The following is a 23098-nucleotide window of genomic DNA, read 5'->3' as shown; positions in this document are numbered from 1 at the left end:
CTGTTATCCCGTCACCGCATGTCTGAACATCAATGTATCCAGCGTCTATATCGTAGGGAGCGCGTCGGCCAGCGTCAAGGAACGGGAAGCCATTTGCCCCTAGTGCTAACCCTAGCAACGATGCACCTTCACCAATCTGGCTGACGCTGCGATGCCAGCAGCGTTGGCAGGCTGGTAAACCCGACCTTGCACAACGACTTCTTGACGCCTTCGCAATCGCGATCCTAGTATGTAGACAGTGGATACACTGAGTGCCGGCGTCTGGCTTCCCGTTCCAACGCAACAACACACACACCAATGTATCCACTGTCTATATTAGGCGGACTACCGCCCGCATCTACATCAAAGGAGAACCCATGTCGCGTGCAGTGATCGTTTCGTTTGCCCGCACCCCGATCGGAAAAGCCACCCGAGGCGCATTCAACATGACCCATGGCGCGACCATGGCGGGCCATGCCATCCAGCATGCCGTCCAGCGCGCGGGGATTGACGGCGCGGAAGTCGAGGACATCATTTTCGGCTGCGGCCAGCCCATCGCAGCCACCGGCGGTAATGTCGCCCGGCAAGGCGGCATCCGCGCGGGCCTGCCGGTGTCCGTCAGCGGCACGACACTGACCCGGTTCTGCGCGTCCGGCCTGCAGGCGGTCGCGTTTGCCGCCCAGCGCGTGCTGATCGACAAGGTGCCGGTGATGGTGGCGGGTGGTGTCGAATCCATCAGCCTGTCGCAACCCGTCACGCTGAAGGTCGCCCAGCAGGAAGCGTGGCTGGCGAAGAACCGCCCCGACGTCTACCTGCATATGATCGATACGGCCGAAATCCTGGCCGAGCGCTACGGCATGTCGCGGCAGCGCTCCGACGAGTTCGCGCTGCGCAGCCAGCAACTCACCGTGGAAGCCCAGAAGGCAGGCCGCTACGCTGACGAGATCGTCCCGCTGGCAACCGTGAAGTCGGTGAAGGACAAAGTGACCGGCGAGACGTCGACGGTGGAGTTCCTGCTCGAGGCGGACGAAGGTGTCCGTGCCGACACCACGGTGGCAGGCCTGAGTGCGCTGCCCGCCGTGAAGGGCGAGGGTTACCAGGTGACGGCCGGCAACTCCAGCCAGTTGTCCGACGGCGCCGCGGCGCTGGTGGTGATGTCCGAGCGTGAAGCCGAACGGCGCGGCCTCGAACCGCTCGGCTACTTTGTCAGCCTGGCCACTGCCGGCGTGGAACCGGACGAGATGGGCGTCGGCCCGGTGCGCGCGGTGCCGCGGCTGCTGGAACGCAACGAGCTTTCCATCGACGACATCGACCTGTGGGAACTCAATGAAGCCTTTGCCTGCCAGGCGCTGTATTGCATCGACAAGCTCGGCCTGCCGCTGGAGCGCGTCAACGTCAATGGCGGCGCCATTGCCATCGGCCACCCGTATGGCATGACCGGCGCGCGCCAGGCCGGCCACATCCTGCTGGAAGGCCGCCGCCGCAAGGCCAGGTATGGCGTCGTGACCATGTGCGCCGCTGGCGGCATGGGCGCGGCCGGCCTGTTCGAGTTCATCCACTGAGCATCCCACAGAGACAACGGAGACACCGATGACCGGCATCACCGAGTACGACACCGTCTTTATCGACCGCGACGGCCCCTGCGCCGTCGTCACCATGAACCGGCTGGAGAAGTACAACGCGCTGAACACGGGGCTGCGCACTGACCTTTACGCGGCGCTGTCGTCGCTGATGGCGGACCGGACGGTTCGCGGCATTGTCCTCTGGGGCGGGACCAAGGCCTTCGTGGCAGGCGGCGACATCCCTGAAATGCTCGCGCGCCGCCCGATCGAAGCCTTCGTCCCGACCAGCGGCGCGCCCAACCTGTGGGCGCTGATCCATCACAGCACCATCCCCGTGATCGCGGCCATCGCCGGGCCGTGCTTTGGCGGTGGTTTGGAACTCGCGATGGCGTGCGACCTGCGCGTCGCCGCGGAAAATGCCCTGATGGGACAAACCGAAACCAACGTTGGCCTGATCCCGGGGCGTGGGGGCACGCAGCGGCTGACCCGGCTGGTCGGCGCGACTCGCGCCAAGGAAATGATCTTTACCGGCGAAATCATCAAGCCCGACGAGGCCTACCGCATCGGCCTGGTCAACAAGGTGGTGCCCGCGGACGAACTGCTGGCCGAGGCGAAAGCCTACGTGCACCGCATTGCCGAAAAATCGCCCCACTCGATCGCCATGGCCAAGCTGATGATCAACAACGGCCAGGACGCCACGCTGGATACCGCGCTGATGCTGGAGCAACTGGCCTTTGCCACGCTGTTCAGCACCGAAGACATGCACGAAGGCGGCGCAGCGTTCCTCGACAAGCGCCGTCCGGTGTACCGGGGGGTCTGAACATGACGCAGCTCACCACCCACGTGCAGGCGGCCACCAACCTGGCGCAACCGGACCCCTACCGCCCCAGGCTGACCGTGACGGCGCTTGCCGATATCCGCCGCTTCGAGCAGACGCCCCTTGCCGACCGCCGCCTGCCCGACAGCACCTACGAGTTGCTGCGCCTGGCCCGCGATCGTGCGCCGGAGGCGCCTGCCCTGCACTATTTCACCTCCGGCGACGAGCTGGCGAAGTCGGTCACCATCACCCATGCGCAAATGTTCGGGCGCATCACGCAGACCGCCAACCTGCTGCACTCGCTCGGCCTGGGCGCCGATGACGTGATCGGGGTGCTGATGCCGGTGACACCGGAATCGCAATACGCGATCTGGGGCAGCGAGGCGACCGGCATTGCCTGCCCGGTCAACTGGATGCTGGAGCCCGAGATTATCGCGGCGCTGCTGCGCAATGCCGGCGCCAAGGCGGTGATTGCCTACGGCCCCGACCCCGATATCGAAGCCTGGAACAAGGCCATGCTGGTGCGCCGCGAGTTGCCGGGCGTGCAGCACTGGATCAAGGCCGGCGGCGGCAAGGCCAGCGAGGCGGGCATCGTCGATCTCGATGCCGGGCTTGAGCGCTTCGACGACGATTCGCTGGACAGCCAGCGGGTGTTTTCGCCGGGCGATACCGCTTCGATGTTCCATACCGGGGGCACGACCGGCACGCCCAAGCTGGCGCTGCACACCCACGGCAACGAAGTGGCCATGGCATGGGTCAGCGCGATGCAGATCGACGTGCAGCCCGAGGATGTCCGCGTCTGCGGCGTGCCGATGTTCCATGTCACCGGCGTGCTGACCAATTGCCTGATGCCGCTGGCCCGCGGCGCCTCGGTCGTGCTGCTGACCTCCAGCGGCTGGCGCGATCCCTCGGTCATCCGCAATCTCTGGCAGATCGTCGGGCACTTCGGCGTCACGGCGCTCGGAATGGTCCCGAGCGTGGTCAACATGGCGCTCAATATCCCGATTGGCGACGCCGACATCAGCTCCCTCAAGGCAGCCAGCTGCGGTACCGCGCCGCTGTCGGTGGCCGTAGCCGAAGCCTTCGAGCGGTTGACCGGCGCGATGATCTTCGAGGGCTACGGGCTGACCGAAGGCACCGCGCTCAGCGCCACCAACCCGCGCTATGGCCAGCGCCGCATCGGCTCCATTGGCCTGCCCATGGCCTACCAGGAGATGAAGGTCGTCAAGGTCGCCGGCGGGCGCATCCAGCGCGACTGCGAGCCGGGGGAACCTGGCATCGTGGTGGTGCGCGGCCCCAACATCTTCGCGGGCTACCTGAACCCGGAACAGAACAAGGGCATCTGGTTCGAAGGCGGCTGGTTCAATACCGGCGACCTGGGCTATGCGGACGAAGATGGCTACTTCTGGCTGACCGGGCGGGCCAAGGATCTGATCATCCGCGGCGGCAACAATATCGACCCGCGCATGATCGAAGAGGCGCTGTATCGCCACCCCGAGGTCTTCGACGCCGCGGCGGTCGGGCTGCCTGACGCGCATGCCGGGGAACTGCCGGTGGCGTACATCGCGCTCAAGCCGGGCAGCACCTTCCCGCTTGGCCGCATCAAGCACTACGCCTATGAGGTGATTCCGGAACGCGCCGCCGTGCCCAAGCAGTTCTACCTGGTCGATGCCATTCCCAAGACGGCCGTCGGCAAGATCCAGAAGAACGCGCTGCGCAGCGATGCCGTCCTGCGTGCGCAACGGCAGATGCTTGCCGAGGTCAATGCGCAGACGCCCGTGCCGCTTGTCGATATCCGCATCGAGGACCGGGGCGACCAGGGCATCCTGTCCACGCTGGTGCTGCCTGCCGCGCTGAGCCCTGAAGATCGGGAAATCGCGGCCGCAACCATCGGCAAGGCGTTCTCGACGCTGACGATCAAGTACGCGGTGGTCTACGAATAGCCCGTTCGCCTGAGCAGGCCTCACAGAAGCAGTGCATGCCGGCAGCGCCCCAACGGGGATGCGCTGCCGGCATGCAGAACTATCAGAGGAGACAATCATGACTATCCAGCTTTCACGGCGGCGCCTGCTGCAGGCGGCCTGCGGCGCCGTGCCTGCGATGCTTGCGCCATCCTGGCTGCGGGCCGAAGGCACCTATCCGAGCAAGCCGGTTGTCGTCAAGGTCGCATTTCCCGCCGGTGGGCCGGCGGATGAATCGATCCGCGCGGCAGCCGTCGTGATGAAGAGAAGCCTCGGGCAGAACGTCCTTGCCGACAACCTCCCCGGCGCGAGCGGCTCGATCTGTGCAATGAACGTGCTGCGCGCCGCCAACGATGGCTACACCCTGCTGGGAACGACCGGCATCGATTTCCTGGTCGCGCCGCTGACCATCGCATCGGCCAGGTATTCGCCGGAGAAATTCAAGCTGGCGGGCTTCAGCGGGATTTCGGACTTCATCCTGGTGTCGAATCCCTCGTTGTCGTTCAAGAACGTCGACGAGGTCATCGCGTATGCGAAGAACCCCAGGAACCGCCCGCTGTCACTGGCGCACTGGGGGCCCGGCTCGGCACCCCACCTGGTCGGCGCCGACTTCCAGGCCCGTACCGGCGTGCGCTTCCTGGAAGTCCCTTACAAAGGCGCGGCGCCGGTCACAAGCGATATCGCGGGTGCGCAGGTCGACCTGACTTTCATTCCGATGGGCGGCCCGACCTACGGGATGATCAAGGCCGGCCGCTTCCGGCCGATCGGCGTCGCCAGCAAGGCCCGGCATCCGTCGTTGCCCGATGTGCCCGCGCTGTCGGAAACCAGGGAACTTGCCGACTTCGAGTACAGCCAGTGGGCGGGCGTGCTGGCGCCGCCAAATACCCCGGACGCCGTGACGGCACGGGTGGTGGACGCCATGAATGCCTGGGTGGGCAGCCCGGAGAACCGTACCAGGCGTTCCGTCAATCTGCAGCGCGCGATCGAGCCGATGACGATGGCCCAGGCGCAAGCATTCCTGGCCAACGAGCATGCGAAGCTGACCCGCATCGCCAAAAGCCTGAAACTCGCCGGGCAATAGCGCCCGGCGTAGCGCCCGGCGGCAAGGCGGGCAGCCGCGGCTATGCCGGATCGCCGCGGCGCAACCCTGCAAAGTTCGTGGGGCGTTTTTCCAGGAAGGCGGCGATGCCCTCCGCGGCTTCGGCACCACCCTGGGCCACGGCCATCGCGACCCGCTCCGCTTCCAGCTGGTCATCGAGCGTGCGTTCATGCGCATGACGGCACAGCGCCTTGATCGCACCCAGCGCCTGCTGGGGGCCCTGGGCAAGCCGCGCCGCCAGCGCGATCGCCGCCACGCCGGCTTGCCCCGCCTCCACCAGTTGGTTGACGACGCCGAAATGCTGCAGTTGCTCGGCCGTGATGCGATCGCCGGTCAACGCGAGCTGCGTCAGCACCTGCCGCGACAGGCTCTGCGCCAGCAGGCCCGTGATGCCGCCATCCGGTGTCAGGCCTACCTTCACATAGGCAATCGAAAAAGCCGCGCCGGAGGATGCCACCAGCAGGTCACAGGCCAGTGCCAGCGAGAAGCCGGCGCCTGCCGCACCGCCTTCCACCGCTGCAACAATCGGCTTGGGGAAATCGCGCAGCTTGCACACCACATCGTGCAGATGCCCCAGCTTCTCGATGCGCTCGTCGTAAGTCAGTTCGCGCCGCTGGCGGATCAATGCCAGGTCGCCGCCCGCACAGAAGTAGTTGCCGGCGCCGGTCAGCACGATGGCGCCGACCGCCGGATCGTCCGCGGCGGCCGCCAGTGCGGCGCGGATGTTGTCATAGAGATCCGCCGCGATGGCGTTGCGCTTGCCCGGGTTGTTGATGGTGAGCACCAGCACGCTGCCTTCCGTGTGCTGCAACAGGGAGGAAAAGGTCGTCATGTCGTGAGTCGTGGTTGTTTCAGGTGAGCGGGCGCGTCTCAGGCCGCAGCCTGTTCGGCAGCGCGCTGGCGCTCATAGACCTGCAGGTGGCAATAGGCCGTGCGGCTCAACGGAAGCTCGTGCCCGTGCTCGCCGGCGCGCTTGATCAGGTCGCCGACGATGGCGTCGGCTTCGATGCGTGGCGCGCCCTGCGCGATATCCCGCATCATCGATGCAGCCCAGTTGGAGGTTTCGTCCAGCAGCCGGGCCTGCATGGCAGCAACGACGGGTTCGGGAATGGCATGGCCGCACAGTTGCGCCACCGTGCGGCACTCGGCCATCGCGTCAAGCATCAGCCGGCGGCCATCCTGCGTCTTCATGATGTCCGCCACCGAGCCGCGCATCAGGCATGTCATGACGGCGCCCGCGGCGATCATGGCCCACTTGTTCCAGAGCTCCTGCCCGATGGCGCCCGATACTTCTCGCGTACCCGCCGCCCGTGACAGCAGCGCGTGGAAATCCGCGGCCAGGGTGGAGGTCTGCGCGGCGCGGGGGCCGACGACGAGCCGGTCCAGGCGGCCGGCGTGCATGACGGTGCCGTCCGCCGCCAGCGTGGTCGCGATGTAGGCAACCCCGCCCATCACGCGTTGCCTGCCAAAGCACTGATCGAGACCATCATAGGCACCGAGTCCGTTGAGCAAGGGCAGCACCGCGGTGTCACGGCCCACGGCGGGGCTGATCGCCCGGATCGCGTCGGCAAGGTCATAGGTCTTGCATGCCAGCAGGACAAGGTCGAACTGCGCGTCTACCTGTCCCGCCAGGGCAGTCCTGACCGGACGATGGAAGGCGCCGAGCTCGCTGCGTACGGCAAGGCCGTGGCGTTCCAGGGCCTGCGCGCGGCCGGGCCGCACCAGGAAGGTGACGTCCGCGCCCGCCTCGATCAGCCGCGCACCGTAGTAGCCGCCCATGGCGCCAGCGCCGAGTACAAGGATTTTCATGGCGCCTCCCGTCTACGCTTTGGCGGCGGGACGGCACTGCACGACCAGGTTGACCACGCCGGTCTGCACCGGTTCGTCATGCTGGTTGAAGGTCGTGATGCGCACCTTCACGATGCCCTGGTCAGGACGCGACCTGGACGTCCGCACCTCCAGGATCTCGCTCTCGACATGCAAGGCATCACCGGGCCGCACCGGCTTGGGCCAGCGCAGCTCCTCGAAGCCGGCACCGATGATGCCGCCCGCGGGCCGGAGCTCGCCGTCGACCAATAGGCGCATGGTCAGAGCCGCCGTGTGCCAGCCGCTCGCGGCCAGGCCGCGGAACAGCGTGTCGCGGGCAGTGGCTTCATCGAGATGGAAAGGCTGTGGGTCGAATTCAGCGGCGAAGGACTTGATCCGCTCAGTCTCGACGGTCAGCCGCCCGGAACCATATTTCTGGCCCGGCGCCAGATCCTCGATGTATTGGATGTTCATTGTTTGCTCCTCCATTGTTCAGTAGGTTGTGCGCCGATCCCGACGACCGGCGCGCGGATCAAGAACCGGCGAATCAGGCCGACGCCTCAAGCGCCAGCGCAATCCCTTGTCCCCCGCCGATGCACAGCGTGACGATGCCACGGCAGATGCCATCCGCGCGCATGGCATGCAGCAGCCGCGTCGTCAGCACCGCGCCGGTCGCGCCGATCGGCCACGCTGGCCCGTATTGCCGCGGCGCCGAGATCGGTTGCCGCAATCGACTTCAATGAACCGTTGTAGGCGCCAATGGCGGTCCGCACCGGCTGACACAGCACGACATCTCTTGCATTCATCGCTTTCTCCCTGCCCAACACCAAAGATCAAAGATCAATCGGTCGCACGCCCTTCAGTCGCGGCGCCATGCGGCAAGCGCCCGGCGGCCGGCTCCTGAAGGTTGCAATATGTATTGCCTGCACGAGCACAGGCTACGCCCGTATCACGCGGACGCTCATTGCCAGCGTGTGCCAGCGTCGCCCCGCACGCGATCAGCGCGCACACAGCAATCTCTTGAACAGATCGGTTTTCATTCCCTGCTCCCGATCAGTGCGCATCCGCCGACGGGCCCTTCGGCGCCGCGACCTTGCGCATCAGCGGCACCATGGCCGTGGCGATGACAAAGCAGACCAGGATCACCAGGAACGCATCGCCGAACGTCTGCGTCTGCGCTTCGCGCCAGGCCAGCCCCCACAGTTGCCTGAGCGCTGCGGTATGCGCATCGAGGGCATCGTGCCCGGCGGCCACGAACTGGTCGGTCAGCCCTTGCAGCACGCTTCCCATGGCTTCATTGCGGATAGTCAGGTGCTCCGCCTCGCGCAGGAAATGCAGGTTGCCGCGGTCGTTGAGCACGGTGGCGCAGGCCGCGATGCCCATGGCGCCGCCCAGGTTGCGCATCAGGTTGAACAGGCCGGACGCCAGCTTGAGCCGCTCTGGCGGCAAGCTGCCCAGCGTCAGGGTCACGGTGGGCGCCACCGCGAACTGCTGTGCCATGCCGCGCAGCGCCTGCGGCAGCATCAGTTGCGCCGCGCCCCAGTCGTGGGTGATGGGCGCGAAGAACCACATCGATACCGCGAACATCGCCAGCCCGGCCATCATCAGCCAGCGCAGGTCGACGCGGTTCGCCAGGAAGGCATAGAGCGGGATGGAAGCCATCTGGAACACGCCGGTGGAAAACACCGCCAGCCCGATGTCCAGCGCGCTGAAGCCGCGTACCCGCCCCAGGAACAATGGTGTCAGGTAGATGGTGGCGAAGATGCCGATGCCGGTAACAAAGGAAAAGAAGCAGCCAAGCGCGAAATTGCGTTCCCTGAGCGCCCGCAGGTCGACGATAGGGTTGGCGTAGGTCAGCGTGCGCCACAGAAAGGCCACGCCCGACAGGCCGGAGATCCAGGCGGTCGCCAGGATCACGTCATCATCGAACCAGTCCCAGCGCGGCCCTTCTTCCAGCGTGTATTCGAGGCAGCCCAGGAACAGCGCCATCAGCACGATGCCAAGGTAGTCGGCACCGCGCACCAGCGACCAGTTCGGCCGGTCGACCTTGACCAGCAGCGGCACCGCGACGGTGACGAAGATGCCCGGCACCAGGTTGATGAAGAACAGCCAGTGCCACGAGAAATGATCGGTGATCCAGCCGCCCACCGTGGGCCCGAGCGTCGGCGCCAGCGAGGCCAGCCCGCCGACGGTGGCCGCGGCGATCACACGTTGCGGGCCGCTGAAGAACGCGAATGCCGTGGTGAACACCATCGGGATCATCGAGCCGCCCAGGAACCCCTGCAACGCGCGGAACACGATCATGCTGTGGATATCCCACGCCAACCCGCACAGCAGGCTGGTCACGGTAAAGCCGGCCGCCGAGGCCGCGAACAGCCAGCGCGTCGACATGACGCGCGACAGCCAGCCGGACAGCGGGATGACGATGATCTCGGCGATCAGGTAGCTGGTCTGCACCCATACGGTTTCATCGGCGCCGGCCGACAGCGCACCGCCGATATCGCGCAAAGAGGCGGAAACGATCTGGATATCCAGCAAGGCGATGAACATGCCGACGCACATGGTGCCGAAGGCGAATACCTTGGCGCCGGTGGACATCGCGTCCGGCGTTGATTCTACGGCGGCCGCTGTAGTAGTCACGCTGGCCGTCGTCATCACTGCACCTGCGAGGTCGACGGCGTCGCGGGGTGGGTATTGACCTGCGCGATCACGGACAGGCCCGGACGCAGGACTCCCAGCCGGGCGTCCTCGTCGTCGAGGCGGATGCGCACCGGTACGCGCTGGACGATCTTGGTGAAGTTGCCGGTAGCGTTTTCCGCCGGCAGCACGCTGAACTGCGCACCGGTGGCGGGCGCCAGGCTCGCGACCCGGCCATGGAAGACCCGTCCGGGCAGGATATCTGCCTCTACTTCGACCGGCATGCCGGGGCGCATGTGAGCGAGCTGCCCTTCCTTGAAGTTCGCGTCCACCCAAAGCCCGCTGGCCGGAACGATCGACAGTAGCTGGCTGCCCGCACCGGCAAAGGCGCCGACGCGTGCGCGGCGGTTGCCCACGGTGCCGTCCACGGGGGCGCGCAGCTCTGTATAGCTGAGATTCAGTCTGGCGATGTCGCGCTCGGCGCTCGCCTGCGCCAGCGCCGCCTCGGCCTGCTGCTTCTGCGTGCCGATCACGTCCAGTTGGCGCTGCGCCGCCAGCAGCGAGGCACGGGCCTTGTCGCCATTGGCCTGCGCCTGCTTGTAGTCCGAGTCGGCTTTCTGCGAGCTCTGGATCGAGACGGCCGCCTTGGCCACCAGGCTGGCGTAGCGGACCTGGTCGTCGCGCGCCCGCACCGTGTCGGCATTGGTCGCCGCGATGCCCGCCCTGGCCTGCGCGATGACCGCTTCCTGCAGCCGTGCGGTGGCATCCAGGTTGGCCAGGAGTGCCTTCTGTGCTGCCACGGCGCCCTCTGCCTTGGCCAGTGCGGCGCGATAGTCCCGGTCGTCGATGCGCACCAGCACGTCGCCGGCGCGGACCGACTGGTTGTCGGTCACCGCGACTTCGGCAATATAGCCCCCGACCTTGGCACCGATCACCGTGACATCGCCGCCGACATAGGCATCGTCGGTACTTTGCAGGTAACGGCCCGATGCCCACCAGTGGTGACCGTAGCCGATGCCCGCCAGCCCCGCGACAACCAGCGCGCCAGCCACCAGCAGTCGTTTGGGGCTGGTCCTGGATTTCGACGCGGGAACGGGTTCGGTACCTGTCCGTTCAGTCAGCGTATTGCTACTCATGGCACTTCCTTTCTGCTTGCTGCTCTTTGCTTTGGGGGGGGGGCTGCGCCGCCTGTGGTGCGGCAGGGTCGGGAAATCGGAATATGAGGTCAGGCTTCGGCCGAGCGGGACAGCCGCTGGCGCACGCGATCGCTGGCGGCGGGCCCGGGTGCAATGTGGTAGTCGGCATCAGTGACCGGGCGGCCCGTGGCGGCGTCGACCAGGACGGGTTCCACGCGCGCGCCGGTGCGCCGGCTCGCCAGCTGCACGCTCTCGCCTTCGGGCGCGAGATGCTTGTTGCCCCAGGCCAGCATGGCCAGCAGTACCTGGCGGAAATCGCGCCCGCGCTCGGTCAGGATGTATTCGGAGCGCGGTGGTCGGTCGCAGTACTGGCGACGTTCCAGCATGCCTTCCTCGACCAGCGAGTTCAGGCGCCGCGTGAGCATGTTGGGAGCGATCGCCAGGTTCTGCTGGAACTCATCGAAGCGGGTCACGCCGTAGAAGGATTCGCGCAGGATCAACACGCTCCAGCTGTCGGCAACGCGGGCGGCGGTGCGTGCGATGGGACACGGCATTTCAACAAGTGGCTTTTTCGGCATGATCAGCGTCCTTGGAAAATCTAGTTGCTATCAATTTGAAAGTTAGTCTAGAGTAGTCACTATCATCTTGCAAGTTAGTTTTTGGCTTGTGCTGTATTCGTCGCTGATGAGTCGTTGTCGAGTTGTTGAAGGTCGTCGTTGAAAGGTGTAAGCAATGCCGCAAAATCCCTCAAGTTCCCCCTCCCGCCCCTCCCGCCCCTCCCGCCCGGCCCGCCCCTCCGGCGTCATCCGCGTCGTGCCCCTCCTGCTGGCGGCCGCGCTCGCCGCCTGCGCGGCAGGGCCCGATTACAAGACCCCGGTGCCGGAGATGCCCGCCGCCTACCCGCACGCCGCGGCATTGGAAGCCCGCGCAGCTACCCGCGAAGCGCCGGCGCTGGACAGCTGGTGGCAGGGCTTTGACGACCCCGCACTGACCCGGGTGATCCAGCGCGCGCTGGAACAGAACCTCGACCTGGCGGCTGCCATCGCGCGTGTCGACCAGGCCCGCGCGGCGGCGCAGTACGCCGGCGCCGCGCTGCTGCCCGAGGGGTCGCTGTCGGGCGGCGTCACCAGGCAGCACCAATCCCTGGAGGGGCCGCTGGGCAGTCTTGCCAAAAACCGCCCGGGCTTCGACCGCAACAGCACGGTGTACAGCGTGGGCGCCGGCGCCAGCTGGGAGATCGATGTGGCAGGCGGGCTGCGACGCGGCGCCGAGGCCGCCAGCGCGGAAGCCCAGGCCGCCGAAGCCGAGCACATGGGCGTGCGCGTGCTGGTGGCCGCGGAAGCCGCCGATGCGTACTTCCGCGTGCGCGGCGCGCAGCAGCGCATCGCGATCGCGCAGCAGCAGGTGCGGACCAATGCAAGGCTGCTGGAACTGGTGCAGTTCCGGCTGGCCGACGGCGTCGGCGCGGAACGCGAACGGGCCCAGGCGGAAGCGCAGCTCGCACAGACGCGCGTGACCATCCCGCCGCTGCAGATCGAGCTGGAGACGCAGTTGAACCGCCTCGACGTATTGATGGGCTCGCATCCGGGCACGTATGCCGCCGAACTGCTGGCGCCGGCCGAGCGCACCACCGTCCCGCAGGTTTCCGTGGCGCAAGGCCCCGCCAGCCTGCTGCAGCGCCGGCCCGACGTGATCGCTGCCGAACGCCGGCTGGCGGCATCGAGCGCCCGCATCGGCGTGGCCACTGCCGAGTACTACCCGAAGCTGTCGCTGTCGGCGCTGCTAGGGTTCGAAAGCCTCTCCGCCGGCAAGCTGTTCACCGCCGCCGCGTTCCAGCCCGCCGCCGCGGCCGGGCTGCGCTGGCGGCTGTTCGACTTCGGCAGGGTGGACGCCGAAGTGGCGCAAGCCAAAGGCGCCAATGCCGAAGCCCTGGCGAACTACCGCAAGGCAATGCTGCGCGCCACCGAGGACGTGGAGAACGCGATCATCGCCCTGACCCAGCTGGAACTGCAGAGCAAGGACCTGGCCGTTGAAGTGGCCGCGCATGCGCGCGCACGCGGCGCGGCCGAGGACGCCTACAAGGGCGGCGCCGTCAGCCTGTTCGAAGTGCTCGAGGAAGACCGCCTGCTGCTGTCCGCGCGCGACCAGCAGGCGCGCGTGCGCGCCGACAATGCCCGCGCGGCGGTGGCAACGTTCCGTGCGCTGGGCGGCGGCTGGTAGTACGGCGCGAAGGAGGGATCGATCTTAAGGTCAAGCGGCGGCAGGTCGCCGAGGAACACAGGCTTGCGCTCTCCTGCCTTGCCTCAGCCAAGCCTGAGCTGCGCCTCCAGCCCGCCGCCCTCCCGGTTGCGCAGCGTCAGCGAACCGCCGATCGCCAGCGCCAGCTGGTGCGCGATGGCCAGGCCCAGGCCGGTGCCGCCGGTTTCCCGGTTGCGCGATTCCTCCAGCCGGACAAACGGCTGCATCACGGATTCGAGCTTCTCTGCCGGGATACCCGGGCCGCGATCGAGCACGCCGATCACCACCGCGCCGCCGTCGCGCCGCACGCTCAGCTCCGCCGCCCCGCCGAACTTGATGGCGTTGTCGGTCAGGTTGGTCAGGATGCGGCGCAGCGCGTGCGGGCGCGTCATGATGGCGCCGGCGATATTCTGCTGGATGGTGACGGCCTTGCCGGTGTCCTGGTAGTCGTAGACCAGGCTCTCGACGAAGGACCCGACGTCGATCCGCGATGCCTTCTCGCCATCCCCATGCATGGCGCGCGCATAGGCCAGCCCTTCTTTCACCAGCGTCTCGATCTCGTCGAGGTCGTGCACCAGCTTGCGCTTGTCCTCGGAGTCTTCCGCCATCTCGGCGCGCAGCTTCATGCGCGTGATCGGGGTCTGCAGATCGTGCGAGATCGCCGCCAGGATCTGCACGCGTTCCTCGACAAAGCGCGCGATGCGTTCGCGCATGGCGTTGAACGCGCGCGCGGCACGCACCAGTTCGGTCGAACCTGCCTCGGCCAGCGGCTCGCCCGCTGCGTTCGGGTCGAGCGCGTCGGCGGCATTGGCCAGCGCCACCACCGGGCGCAGCGACAGCCGTACGGCCAGCCAGCAGCACAGCACCAGCAGCAGCAACTGCAGCACCAGCACATAAGGCAGCCATTGCGCGACCGGGGTCGGTTTCGGATGCACGTCGATGGTCAGCGGGCTGCCGTCGCTGAGGGTGAGGTGCGCCTGCATGCGTTTGCCCTGCCCCGGGATGGATTCGACCCTGACCGGGAAGCGGCCGCCGCTCGCTTCGGTAATGCGGTCAGCGATCTCCTGCGCCTGCTCGCTCATCTCCGGCACCCCCGGCAGGCCCGGCCCCAGCATATATTGGTAGTTGCCGCGATTGACGTGCGGCAGCCACTGCGGCCGCTCCGCCGCGGGCACCCGGTCGAGGATGGCAATCGACGTGGACACGTCGGTTTCCAGCGTGCCGAGCATCACCTGGCGCGCGGTGATGTAGCGCTCCGCAAACAGCACGCCGAACGACAGGCCATGCGCCACCACGAGCCCGGTCAGCAAGATCAGGAACAGGCGCGAGCCCAGCGTGCGGGGCCATGGCAAGCCTCGGAGATTCACTGCCGGGCCTCCCGGATCGCAACCGGCATCGAGAACACGTAGCCCTCGCTGCGCACGGTCTTGATGTAGCGGGGTTCGCGCGCATCGTCCTTGAGGTGCTGGCGCAAGCGGCTGACCAGCAAGTCGACCGAGCGCTCGAACATCTCCGCCTCACGGCCTTGCGTGAGGCTGAGCAGCTGGTCGCGGTTGAGCACGCGCTGCGGGTGGTCGACAAACACGCGCAGCAAGCGGTACTCCGCGCCACTCAGCGCGACGATGATGCCATCGCGGTCAATCAGGTGCCGGGCCGTGGTGTCCAGTTGCCAGTCGCCGAATTCCAGCAACTGGCCTGCTTCCGTGATCTGCAGGTTGGGCGGCAGCATGCGCGTCCGGCGCAGCACCGCCTTGATGCGAGCCAGCAGCTCGCGCGCCGCGAAAGGCTTGGGCAGATAGTCGTCCGCACCCATTTCGAGGCCGAGGATGCGATCGGTCTCGTCGCTGCGCGCGGTCAGCATCAGCACCGGCGTGGTCTTGTGCTTGCCCGCTCGCAGTTCACGACACAGCACCAGGCCATCGTCGCCCGGCATCATCACGTCCAGCACGATCAGGTCCACGGCATTGGCATCCAGGAACGATCGCATTTGCCTGCCGTCCTGCGCCACGGTCACGCGCAGGCCATTCTTGGTCAGGTAGGTCGATACCAGCTCCCGGATTTCCCGGTCGTCATCGACAACCAGGATATGGTCGACGTGTGCATCCATCTCTGTCCCCTGAGAAAAGTAAGGTGAACGGCAAACCGCTTCGACGCCATTGTATGGGTGCCGGCGATTCTCCGTGTATCGCACTGTATCTGGCGCAGGAGGCGCCACAATCCATTACATATCCGCTTGCTGCCCCGGCACCGGCGATGGTACCGGCAGAAAAGGGGGATGCCCAAAAGGGGATGGCAGAAAACGTTGCATCTATGACATTGGCGCCATGCCCTTGTGCACCTAATCTTGAGTTCACGCAGCCGGCCAGTCCGGCGACGGCTTCCCTCCCCACTGAACTCCGGAGCTTTGACCATGACTACGCCCACCCACGCCGGCACCGCCCTCATCACCGGCGCATCTTCCGGCATCGGCGCCATCTACGCAGACCGCCTCGCGCGCCGGGGCCACGATCTCATCCTGGTGGCTCGCAGCCGCTCCCGGCTCGAAGCGTTGGCCCGCCGCATCACCGATGAAACCGGCCGCTCGGTCGAGATCGTGACGGCGGACCTGGGACAGGCTGCCGATGTCCGGCGCATCGAAGACCTGTTGCGCACCGATGCCAGCATTACCACGCTGGTGAACAATGCCGGCGTTGGCGCCGCGGCACCGTTGCTGGTGTCGGATATCGACAAGATGCAGGCGATGATCGAGCTCAACGTCACGGCCCTGACTCGCCTGACCTATGCTGCTGCGCCGGCATTCGTGGCGCGCGGCGAAGGCACCATCATCAACATCGCCTCGATCGTCGCGGTGGCGCCTGAGGTCCTGAACGGCGTCTATGGCGGCTCGAAGGCGTTCGTGCTGGCCTTTACCCAGTCGCTGCAGCATGAGCTCGCCGGCAAGGGCGTGCGCGTGCAGGCCGTGCTTCCCGGCGCGACGCGAACCGAGTTCTGGGACACCGCCGGCCAGCCGGTCGAGAACCTGCCGCAAGGCATTGTCATGAGCGGCGACGACCTGGTCGATGCCGCGCTGGCCGGGCTTGACCTGGGCGAAGTGATTACCGTGCCATCGTTGCCTGATGAAGCCGACTGGACGGCGTTCGAGGCTGCACGTGCCGCGCTTGGCCCCAATCTGTCACGTGACCAGCCCGCGGCCCGGTATCGCGTGGCGCGGTAGTTCCGTGGCGGTTCGCCGCGCCGGATTCCGTGCAAGCGCCCCGCGCTGTTGCGCATCGCTTTGTACCGCTTTGTATCCGGCGCGGGGAACGATACACGCGCTGACAGAAGTAGTGTCCCGGCGCTACAGGACAGATACACCGGTTCCCTCTAATGCGTCTCGCACATGGAAACGCAACAAAAGGAAACTGGAGAATCATGAAGAAGATGTTCGCGGTGTTTGCCGCATCCGTGGCGGCAAATGCTGCCTGCGCCGAATCCGGCGTCACGCTGTTCGGCGTTGCCGATATCGGTATCGAGTACAACAGCAACGCCGGCCGCAACGGCGACAATCTGTTCAGGCTGAGTTCCGGCAATCAGTCAGGCTCGCGCTGGGGCGTGCGCGGAACCGAAGACCTGGGCGCCGGGCTCAAAGCCGTGTTCCAGCTGGAAAGCGGCTTTGACCTGGATACCGGCAATTCAGCCCAGGGCGGACGCCTGTTTGGCCGCAATGCTTACGTTGGATTGGAGAGTCCGTATGGCAGTGTGCTGCTCGGGCGGCAGCACACTGCCCTGCGGGACTTCAATGGCCTCTATGACCCGGCTTCCACGGCGGACCGCTACGGCATCCTGGGCATCGCGCCCGAGTTCGGCGCGCGGGCGGACAACGCCGTGAAGTATGTCGGCAAGTTCGGCGGACTGACCGGCGCGGTTTTCTACTCGTTCCAGACCAATGGCAACGAGGTGGCAGGCAGCGATGTGTTCGGGCGCGAGTACGGCGCCTACCTCAGCTACGCCAGCGGCCCGGTGTCATTGGGGCTGGCCTATGACGACCAGCACACCGGCACGCCGGCCAACCAGGCACCGGTGCTGCGGCGCTATGCGGTAGCCGGCACGTACGCGGCGGGCCCGGCCAAGGTATTCGCCGGATACCGCCTGGCCAAGGCCATCGACGGCGCCCGGCTGCCCGGTGCGCAGGCTGCGAACGCCGGCGCCAACCTCTACTGGCTTGGGGTGAACTACAAGCTGACACCTGCCGTTGCGCTGACGGGCGCAGCCTACTACCAGGACTTCCGCCAGACCGGATCGGACCCCTGGCAGTTCGTGGTCACGGCGGACTACGCCTTCTCCAAGCGTACCGACCTCTATGCATCGGTGGCCTATGCGCTCAACAAAGAGCAGTCATACCTGGGCGTCAGCGGATACAACAGCGGCACGGGCGCGACGGCCGTCTATAACGTGGAGCCAGGCAAGAGCCAGCTCGGTGCAGTGATGGGTGTGCGCCACCGGTTCTGACCGTCGACGCGGCCGTCGGGGCTCGCAATTCCGGAACCCGCGCACTACCCTGTTCCCTCGGCGGTTTACTTCGCATGCGAATTATCTATATACTTCGCATGCGAACCTATCGCGATGCCTGCAAGGCATCATGCAAACCACCTGGAGACCGAACCATGACCCCGGAAATCCGCATTGAACTGAACGGCGGCGTGCTGACCATGACGCTTGCCCGGCCGGACAAGAAGAACGCGTTGACGAACGAGATGTATGGCGTATTCGCCGACACGATCGAGCAGGCGCAGCAGGACCGGAGTGTCCGGGTCGTGCTGGTCCAGGGAGATGGGGACATGTTTACGGCCGGGAACGACATCGGCGAGTTCGCCGCGATCGCTGCGGGAAAGCGCCCCGGCGAACGCCACGTGCACCGCTTCCTGCACGCCCTTGCCAACTCGACCGTACCGATTGTCGCCGCGGTCAACGGCAAGGCCGTCGGCGTCGGGACCACCATGCTGCTGCATTGCGATTACGTCGTGCTCGGCCAGGATGCGCAGTTGATCACGCCTTTCGTCAACCTCGCCCTGGTTCCCGAAGCGGCTTCTAGCTACCTGCTCCCGCTGCGGATCGGCCACGCCAGGGCCTTCGAAATGTTTGCGCTGGGTGAACCGCTCGACGCGCAAACCGCGGTGGCCTGGGGCATCGCGAACAAGGTATGCAGCAATGACGAGTTGCGCCAGGAGGCGCGCCGGATGGCCGAGAAGCTGGCCACCAGGCCGCCCGGCTCACTCAGCGCAATGAAAAAGCTGATGCGCGATGCGGAAAAGCTGGTGTCGCAGATGCACAGTGAAAGCGCCAGGTTCGAGGAGCGGCTGGCCAGTGCCGAAGCCAGGGAAGCCTTCCTGGCTTTCGCCGAAAAGCGGAAACCGGACTTCACCAGGATTGACGGGCAGTAAGCCGACTGCCTCGCTTCCGCGCCGCTGCCCGGGTTATACCTCACCCTCGTCGGCGGCCGGGAACTTCGTCTGCAGGCTGCCCAGCCAGCGCGCCACTACCTCGATCTCGGCAGGGGTGAAGCCCTCGATCAGTTTGGTATTCAATACCTTCATGCTCGCCTTGGAACGCTGGCGCGCCGTGCGCCCCGCCGCCGTCAGCCACAGGCGCGATGCACGGCGATCGGTGTCGTCCGGCCGGCGCTCGATCAGGCCGGCCCGTTCGGTCCGGTCGGCCAGGCCGCTCATCCCGGGCGCGCCCAGGTCCAGCGCCGCGGCGGCCTCGCTTATCAGGGCGCCATCGTTCCTGCCCAGAAAGAACAGCAGCCCGGCCTGGGCGGATGTCACGCCACCCGCGGCATTGCGTCCTTGTGACCACCGCTGCAGGCGCCGCTGGCCCACATTCAACAGATAGACGAGGCGATGTTCCATGTGTACGACGGAATATGAGAGGGGATTTTGTTCGCATGCGAATATATCACGGCCCACCGCGTGCACAGACCCAATGCCGATACCGGCCAGAAAGCGCCAGCGCGGAACAGCAGCGCATCGCTGCAACGTCCCGGCGCAGCCGTAAGCAAAGGACGACTATCTCGGGGCACGTGCGGCATCCGGGATGCCCGCCTGAATCCGATGCACGGCGATTCCCTCGATCGGGTCCAGTGGCTCGCGCCAGGGCGCTCGGCAAATTGCATCTCGCGTGTCCTGGTATCCGGCTGCCCAGCGGCGTTCGATCCCGCGCGCGGAGAAATCGATATCGCGGTTCATATCGTTGTTGTCCAACTGCGGCGCATCCAGCTCGACCACATGCATGGTGGTGCCGCAGCCCCACTCGAGCAACTCCTGCACGGCGGCCTGCGCGCGCTCGCGTTCCGGGATGTGCTTGCCCAGTTCGCGGATCACATGCCGCAGGCGGTGCATCTGCCGCTGCCGCTCGAGATGGCATTCCGCGCGGCTGGAATACTGGATGTCGCGCAGCCGGCTCATGACCTGCCAGATGGAGTCAGGTTCGGGGCCGCTGGCCGGCCACAACTGTACGGCGAAGATCAGCGAACTGCGGCGAGGACGGTCGTCCAGGACGGCTTCCAGCGGGGTGTTCGAATAGATACCGCCGTCCCAGTACGGCTCGCCGTCCAGCTGAACCGCGGGAAAGCCAGGCGGAAATGCCGCCGAGGCCATCACGTGAGCGACGTTCAGCGGCGTGTCGCGGTTGGTGAAGTAGCGCATGCGGCCATTGCGCACGCTGACGGTACCGACGGTCAGCCGCGTGTTCCCGGCGTTCAGGTAATCGAAGTCGACCAGGTTGCTCAGGGTCGCGCGCAACGGCGCGGTGGAGTAGAACGCCGACTGGGCAAGACCCACCGTGGCGCGCAATCCCAGCCACCAGGCGGCAAGACTTGGCGTGAAGAACGACGGAATGCCATGCGTGGTGATCGACAGCACCCGCGCCCAGTTCTCCCATTCGCCGTAGTGGCCACTTCCCGCGCCGTCGCGGCGGTATGCGACGCCATCCCAGAACCGCTTGAGCCGGGAGAGCCGCTCGGCTGGCGGGTTGCCGGCGATGATGGCCCCGTTGATCGCCCCGATCGACGTACCGATCACCCACCGCGGCTCGAAGCCGGCCTCATGCATGGCCTGATAGACGCCGACCTGGTAGGCACCAAGCGCTCCCCCGCCTTGCAGGACCAGCACGACCTGCCCGGGCAGTTCCGCGTGCGCTTCCGCTTGCGCGGAGGCGGGTACTTTTGCTGTCTCGCCCATCGCATCCCCTTCCTGTCGTGGTACAGGGGCACCAACTGCCCGGGAGTATCGCCCTGCATCCCAGGCAAGGCAACCGCGGCGCGCGTCCTGCCTTGCCGGATTCAGGCCAGTTCCTGGAGCAGCGTCGGCACCAGCTCCGACACGGTCGGATGGATGTGCATGGCGCGGCTGACCGTGGTGTAGGGTGCCCTGGCATACATCACGTCGAGCAGCGTGTGAATCACCTCGTCGCCACCCAGGCCCAGGATCGCGGCACCCAGGATGAGCTTGCTATCCGCATCGACCACCACCTTCATGAAGCCCTGGCTCTCGCCCTTCTCCACTGCTCGCCCGACGCGGCTCATGGGGCGCCTGCCAACCAGCACCCTGCGCCCGGACTGCCGGGCTTCCGTCTCGGTCATGCCGGCGCGGCCAAGCGGGGGATCGGTGAACAAGGCATAGGCCGTGATGCGATCCGAAAGCTTGCGGGGGTCCTTGTCGAGAAGATTGGCGGCGACGATTTCATAATCGTGATACGACGTATGCGTGAAGGCGCCGCGGCCGTTGCAATCACCCAGCGCCCAGATGCCAGGAACGTTGGTCTGCAACTGTTCGTCCACCTTGATATAGCCGCGGTCGTCGGCCTCGATGCCGGCCTTGTCGAGTTGCAGGTCATCCGTGTTTGGCACGCGCCCGACTGCCAGCAGCAGGTGCGAGCCCTGGACGTTGCGCGATCCATCCGTGCAATCCAGTCCGACGGCAATGCCATTGCCCTCCCTGCGCGCGCTCAGGCAGTTGGCATTGAGCCGGATCTCGACACCCTCGCCCGCCAGGATCTCGTGCACCGCCTGCGACACGTCCTCGTCTTCGCGCTGGATCAGTCGCGGGCCCTTTTCGACAACGGTCACCTTTGCGCCGAAGCGCCGGTACATCTGGGCAAATTCGAGTCCGATGTAGCTGCCGCCAATGACGACCAGGTGCTCCGGCAGGTAATCGACATCCATCATGCCCGAATTGGTCAGGTACGGAACCTGGTCAAGCCCGGGCATGGGTGGCACCAGGGCCCGGCCGCCGACGTTGATGAAGATCCGGTCGGCTTCCAGCAATTCGCCGTTGACCCGCACACTGTGCGCGGTCTCGAACACCGCATGCCCGTGGTAGACCGAGCCCTTCGCCAGGCCACGCATCCACGTTTCGATGCCGTTGGCGGACCGGCCGGAAATTTCATCCTTGCGTTGCTTTACCTGCTTCATGTCGACCGCCACCGGCCCGCCGATCGTCACGCCATACTCGGCCGCGCGCCGCGCCAGGTGCGCCGCATACGCACTTGCGATCAAGGTCTTGGTCGGTATGCAGCCGGTGTTGACGCAGGTGCCGCCAAAGCGCGCGCGCTCGATGACCGCCACGTTCATGCCGGCGCCTGACAGCCGCGCGGCAAGTGCGGGACCGGCTTGTCCGGTGCCGATGATGATCGCGTCGAATCCTTGAGCCATCACGATTCTCCTTCACTCGTCCCGCACCAACTGCAGTGAGGATGGCAGCACCGCGGTGGCCTGCGGCATCCCGTGCCAGACCCATGCTCGCCTGGCCACAAACAACTTTAGGTGAAATTAGTCGTGGATGGGCCGCCAAGGGCCCGGGATGCGGCCTGTTGGCCTACCGCGCCAGGCGCCCTTGCAGCACGTTGCTGATGCCGCCGCCAATCGCGCCAAGCACCCCAGCCGCGACCAGCCCCCCCAGCAGCAGGGGCGACGGCGGCTGGCCCGCGGCAAAGAAGCTGATCAGGCCAAGAAAATAGGCAAGCGGGTTGTTGATGCCAGGCAATGCCCGCAGGCTGAGCACCAGCACGACGTCGGCGAATACCGCAAGCGGCGTGGCAAGATTCCCGACGTGCGGGGTCAGCCATCCGATCAGCAGTGCTGTCCCTGCGCCAAACACGATGCCGAGCAAGAGCGCCACAAGATTCGCCAGGCCTTCGCGCACCGTCTGCCCGCGAGAGTTGTATCCGACCCAGCCCAGGAACATGGCCCAGGCCGGCAACGCCGCGGCAAGCGTCACGAACGTTGTCACGGCGGCCACCACAGCCCCAACCAGCGTAATGCCATGGAACGTGCCCGGTGAAATCGCCATGGCAGCAGGAGTGCTGGTGTTCGACATGGAGTTCTCCTTCAGTTGAGGGACTGCCTGGCGAGCGCAGGCAGTTCCCGGGTCCTCAGATCAGGTTGGTTTCAACATGAACGTTGCCGTGCAGGGCTTTCGAGTACGGGCAAGTCCGGTGCGCGGTATCCACCAGTGCCTGGGCCACTTCGCGCTCGACGCCGGGGATCCGGACATTGAGGCGGGCCTGCAGCAGGTAGGCTTCGCCGGCCGTGCCGAGGTCGACTTCCGCGTCGACGGACAAGTCGGACGGCAGCTTGATCTTCATCTTGCCCGCGGCCAGCCCGATCGCGCCGATAAAGCAAGCCGACCATCCCGTCGCCAGCAATTGCTCCGGGTTCGTGCCAGGTCCTTTGGATCCCGGTGACGACAACTTCAGGTTGAGTCGGCCATCGTCGCTACGGGCTTCGCCGTCGCGGCCACCCGCGGTGATATGGACCTTGCCGGTGTACAGCACATTTTCGATTTGGGTCATGTTTTGCTCCTTGATTTACGGTGAGGGTGTGGGTC

General features: G+C 66.1%; 21 protein-coding genes and 1 pseudogene. 8 read left to right on the top strand and 14 right to left on the bottom strand.

Going from position 1 to position 23098, the window contains the following annotated elements; translation table 11 throughout:
* The first annotated feature begins 356 nt into the window (after positions 1-356).
* The 4 genes from LPA45_RS07955 to LPA45_RS07940 all read left to right on the top strand — a co-directional run bounded on the left by LPA45_RS07955 (position 357) and on the right by LPA45_RS07940 (position 5400).
* Entirely contained in the window at positions 357-1541 is a 1185-nt protein-coding gene (locus LPA45_RS07955) for an acetyl-CoA C-acyltransferase (RefSeq protein WP_116322611.1), read from the top strand.
* 28 nt (positions 1542-1569) lie between these two features.
* Positions 1570-2361, top strand: a complete 792-nt coding sequence (locus tag LPA45_RS07950) for an enoyl-CoA hydratase/isomerase family protein (RefSeq protein WP_317922448.1) — start codon at positions 1570-1572, stop codon at positions 2359-2361.
* A gap of 2 nt (positions 2362-2363) precedes the next feature.
* Entirely contained in the window at positions 2364-4301 is a 1938-nt protein-coding gene (locus LPA45_RS07945) for an acyl-CoA synthetase (protein ID WP_116322609.1), read from the top strand.
* A 97-nt stretch (positions 4302-4398) separates the two neighbouring features.
* The gene (locus LPA45_RS07940) at positions 4399-5400 is read left to right on the top strand and encodes a tripartite tricarboxylate transporter substrate binding protein (RefSeq protein WP_116322608.1); all 1002 of its coding nucleotides are present in this window, start codon (positions 4399-4401) and stop codon (positions 5398-5400) included.
* A 40-nt stretch (positions 5401-5440) separates the two neighbouring features.
* Here the strand turns inward: LPA45_RS07940 and LPA45_RS07935 are convergent, their stop codons facing one another.
* From LPA45_RS07935 to LPA45_RS07905, 7 genes and pseudogenes are all read right to left on the bottom strand, one after another.
* Positions 5441-6250, bottom strand: a complete 810-nt coding sequence (locus tag LPA45_RS07935) for an oxepin-CoA hydrolase, alternative type (RefSeq protein WP_116322607.1) — start codon at positions 6248-6250, stop codon at positions 5441-5443.
* A 38-nt stretch (positions 6251-6288) separates the two neighbouring features.
* Positions 6289-7227 (bottom strand): ketopantoate reductase family protein, encoded by a 939-nt coding sequence (locus LPA45_RS07930; protein WP_116322606.1) that lies wholly within the window; start codon positions 7225-7227, stop codon positions 6289-6291.
* Positions 7228-7239: 12 nt separating this feature from the next.
* On the bottom strand, positions 7240-7698 hold the full coding sequence (locus tag LPA45_RS07925; RefSeq protein ID WP_116322605.1) for a MaoC family dehydratase: 459 nt from the start codon (positions 7696-7698) through the stop codon (positions 7240-7242).
* A 73-nt stretch (positions 7699-7771) separates the two neighbouring features.
* Positions 7772-7909: pseudogene (locus LPA45_RS07920) on the bottom strand (acetyl-CoA C-acyltransferase); the annotation flags it as partial.
* A 368-nt stretch (positions 7910-8277) separates the two neighbouring features.
* Entirely contained in the window at positions 8278-9879 is a 1602-nt protein-coding gene (locus tag LPA45_RS07915) for a DHA2 family efflux MFS transporter permease subunit (protein ID WP_116322604.1), read from the bottom strand.
* The gene (locus LPA45_RS07910) at positions 9879-10997 is read right to left on the bottom strand and encodes an HlyD family secretion protein (protein ID WP_116322603.1); all 1119 of its coding nucleotides are present in this window, start codon (positions 10995-10997) and stop codon (positions 9879-9881) included. The genes LPA45_RS07915 and LPA45_RS07910 overlap by 1 nt, the downstream gene beginning before the upstream one ends.
* Positions 10998-11086: 89 nt before the next feature.
* Positions 11087-11575 (bottom strand): helix-turn-helix domain-containing protein, encoded by a 489-nt coding sequence (locus LPA45_RS07905; protein WP_116322602.1) that lies wholly within the window; start codon positions 11573-11575, stop codon positions 11087-11089.
* Between the two features lie 154 nt (positions 11576-11729).
* Here LPA45_RS07905 and LPA45_RS07900 point away from each other — a divergent pair, with 154 nt between their 5' ends.
* Positions 11730-13217 carry an efflux transporter outer membrane subunit gene (locus tag LPA45_RS07900; RefSeq protein WP_116322601.1) on the top strand — a complete coding sequence of 496 codons (1488 nt, stop codon included), beginning with the start codon at positions 11730-11732 and terminating at the stop codon, positions 13215-13217.
* A gap of 83 nt (positions 13218-13300) precedes the next feature.
* On the opposite strand, the gene LPA45_RS07895 is transcribed toward LPA45_RS07900, so the two are convergent.
* Together LPA45_RS07895 and LPA45_RS07890 are read right to left on the bottom strand one after the other, a co-directional pair.
* The gene (locus LPA45_RS07895; protein WP_116322600.1) at positions 13301-14602 is read right to left on the bottom strand and encodes a HAMP domain-containing sensor histidine kinase; all 1302 of its coding nucleotides are present in this window, start codon (positions 14600-14602) and stop codon (positions 13301-13303) included.
* Positions 14599-15342 carry a response regulator gene (locus LPA45_RS07890; RefSeq protein ID WP_116322599.1) on the bottom strand — a complete coding sequence of 248 codons (744 nt, stop codon included), beginning with the start codon at positions 15340-15342 and terminating at the stop codon, positions 14599-14601. Before LPA45_RS07890 ends, LPA45_RS07895 begins: the two co-directional genes overlap by 4 nt.
* A gap of 303 nt (positions 15343-15645) precedes the next feature.
* Between LPA45_RS07890 and LPA45_RS07885 the strand changes: the two genes are divergently transcribed.
* The 3 genes from LPA45_RS07885 to LPA45_RS07875 all read left to right on the top strand — a co-directional run bounded on the left by LPA45_RS07885 (position 15646) and on the right by LPA45_RS07875 (position 18655).
* Complete coding sequence (locus tag LPA45_RS07885) at positions 15646-16449, top strand: SDR family oxidoreductase (protein WP_116322598.1); 804 nt, start codon at positions 15646-15648, stop codon at positions 16447-16449.
* Between the two features lie 197 nt (positions 16450-16646).
* Complete coding sequence (locus LPA45_RS07880) at positions 16647-17723, top strand: porin (protein ID WP_317922454.1); 1077 nt, start codon at positions 16647-16649, stop codon at positions 17721-17723.
* A gap of 155 nt (positions 17724-17878) precedes the next feature.
* A complete protein-coding gene (locus LPA45_RS07875) occupies positions 17879-18655 on the top strand; it encodes an enoyl-CoA hydratase (protein WP_317922456.1) in 777 nt (258 codons plus the stop codon).
* Between the two features lie 33 nt (positions 18656-18688).
* Here LPA45_RS07875 and LPA45_RS07870 read toward each other — a convergent pair whose 3' ends face one another.
* The 5 genes from LPA45_RS07870 to LPA45_RS07850 form a co-directional block, all read right to left on the bottom strand.
* Entirely contained in the window at positions 18689-19123 is a 435-nt protein-coding gene (locus tag LPA45_RS07870) for a MarR family winged helix-turn-helix transcriptional regulator (protein ID WP_116322595.1), read from the bottom strand.
* Between the two features lie 156 nt (positions 19124-19279).
* Positions 19280-20452: a patatin-like phospholipase family protein gene (locus tag LPA45_RS07865; protein WP_116322594.1), complete on the bottom strand. Its 1173-nt coding sequence runs from the start codon at positions 20450-20452 to the stop codon at positions 19280-19282.
* Between the two features lie 101 nt (positions 20453-20553).
* Positions 20554-21924, bottom strand: a complete 1371-nt coding sequence (locus LPA45_RS07860; protein WP_116322593.1) for an FAD-containing oxidoreductase — start codon at positions 21922-21924, stop codon at positions 20554-20556.
* A 163-nt stretch (positions 21925-22087) separates the two neighbouring features.
* Positions 22088-22588: a DUF1097 domain-containing protein gene (locus tag LPA45_RS07855; protein WP_116322592.1), complete on the bottom strand. Its 501-nt coding sequence runs from the start codon at positions 22586-22588 to the stop codon at positions 22088-22090.
* A 55-nt stretch (positions 22589-22643) separates the two neighbouring features.
* Positions 22644-23063: an organic hydroperoxide resistance protein gene (locus LPA45_RS07850; protein ID WP_116322591.1), complete on the bottom strand. Its 420-nt coding sequence runs from the start codon at positions 23061-23063 to the stop codon at positions 22644-22646.
* Between the last annotated feature and the right edge of the window lie 35 nt (positions 23064-23098).

The sequence above is a fragment of the Cupriavidus sp. Agwp_2 genome (genome assembly GCF_040784895.1).
Classification (GTDB): domain Bacteria; phylum Pseudomonadota; class Gammaproteobacteria; order Burkholderiales; family Burkholderiaceae; genus Cupriavidus.
The sequence above is the reverse complement of the archived record's forward strand: the minus strand, read 5'-3'. Positions and strand labels throughout refer to the sequence as shown.

Bases quoted from the DNA above. Each gene is read 5' to 3' on its own strand.
- LPA45_RS07955 (WP_116322611.1), top strand. From the start codon at position 357: ATGTCGCGTGCAGTGATCGTTTCGTTTGCCCGCACCCCGATCGGAAAA.
- LPA45_RS07950 (WP_317922448.1), top strand. From the start codon at position 1,570: ATGACCGGCATCACCGAGTACGACACCGTCTTTATCGACCGCGACGGC.
- LPA45_RS07945 (WP_116322609.1), top strand. From the start codon at position 2,364: ATGACGCAGCTCACCACCCACGTGCAGGCGGCCACCAACCTGGCGCAA.
- LPA45_RS07940 (WP_116322608.1), top strand. From the start codon at position 4,399: ATGACTATCCAGCTTTCACGGCGGCGCCTGCTGCAGGCGGCCTGCGGC.
- LPA45_RS07935 (WP_116322607.1), bottom strand. From the start codon at position 6,250: ATGACGACCTTTTCCTCCCTGTTGCAGCACACGGAAGGCAGCGTGCTG.
- LPA45_RS07930 (WP_116322606.1), bottom strand. From the start codon at position 7,227: ATGAAAATCCTTGTACTCGGCGCTGGCGCCATGGGCGGCTACTACGGT.
- LPA45_RS07925 (WP_116322605.1), bottom strand. From the start codon at position 7,698: ATGAACATCCAATACATCGAGGATCTGGCGCCGGGCCAGAAATATGGT.
- LPA45_RS07915 (WP_116322604.1), bottom strand. From the start codon at position 9,879: ATGACGACGGCCAGCGTGACTACTACAGCGGCCGCCGTAGAATCAACG.
- LPA45_RS07910 (WP_116322603.1), bottom strand. From the start codon at position 10,997: ATGAGTAGCAATACGCTGACTGAACGGACAGGTACCGAACCCGTTCCC.
- LPA45_RS07905 (WP_116322602.1), bottom strand. From the start codon at position 11,575: ATGCCGAAAAAGCCACTTGTTGAAATGCCGTGTCCCATCGCACGCACC.
- LPA45_RS07900 (WP_116322601.1), top strand. From the start codon at position 11,730: ATGCCGCAAAATCCCTCAAGTTCCCCCTCCCGCCCCTCCCGCCCCTCC.
- LPA45_RS07890 (WP_116322599.1), bottom strand. From the start codon at position 15,342: ATGGATGCACACGTCGACCATATCCTGGTTGTCGATGACGACCGGGAA.
- LPA45_RS07885 (WP_116322598.1), top strand. From the start codon at position 15,646: ATGACTACGCCCACCCACGCCGGCACCGCCCTCATCACCGGCGCATCT.
- LPA45_RS07880 (WP_317922454.1), top strand. From the start codon at position 16,647: ATGAAGAAGATGTTCGCGGTGTTTGCCGCATCCGTGGCGGCAAATGCT.
- LPA45_RS07875 (WP_317922456.1), top strand. From the start codon at position 17,879: ATGACCCCGGAAATCCGCATTGAACTGAACGGCGGCGTGCTGACCATG.
- LPA45_RS07870 (WP_116322595.1), bottom strand. From the start codon at position 19,123: ATGGAACATCGCCTCGTCTATCTGTTGAATGTGGGCCAGCGGCGCCTG.
- LPA45_RS07865 (WP_116322594.1), bottom strand. From the start codon at position 20,452: ATGGGCGAGACAGCAAAAGTACCCGCCTCCGCGCAAGCGGAAGCGCAC.
- LPA45_RS07860 (WP_116322593.1), bottom strand. From the start codon at position 21,924: ATGGCTCAAGGATTCGACGCGATCATCATCGGCACCGGACAAGCCGGT.
- LPA45_RS07855 (WP_116322592.1), bottom strand. From the start codon at position 22,588: ATGTCGAACACCAGCACTCCTGCTGCCATGGCGATTTCACCGGGCACG.
- LPA45_RS07850 (WP_116322591.1), bottom strand. From the start codon at position 23,063: ATGACCCAAATCGAAAATGTGCTGTACACCGGCAAGGTCCATATCACC.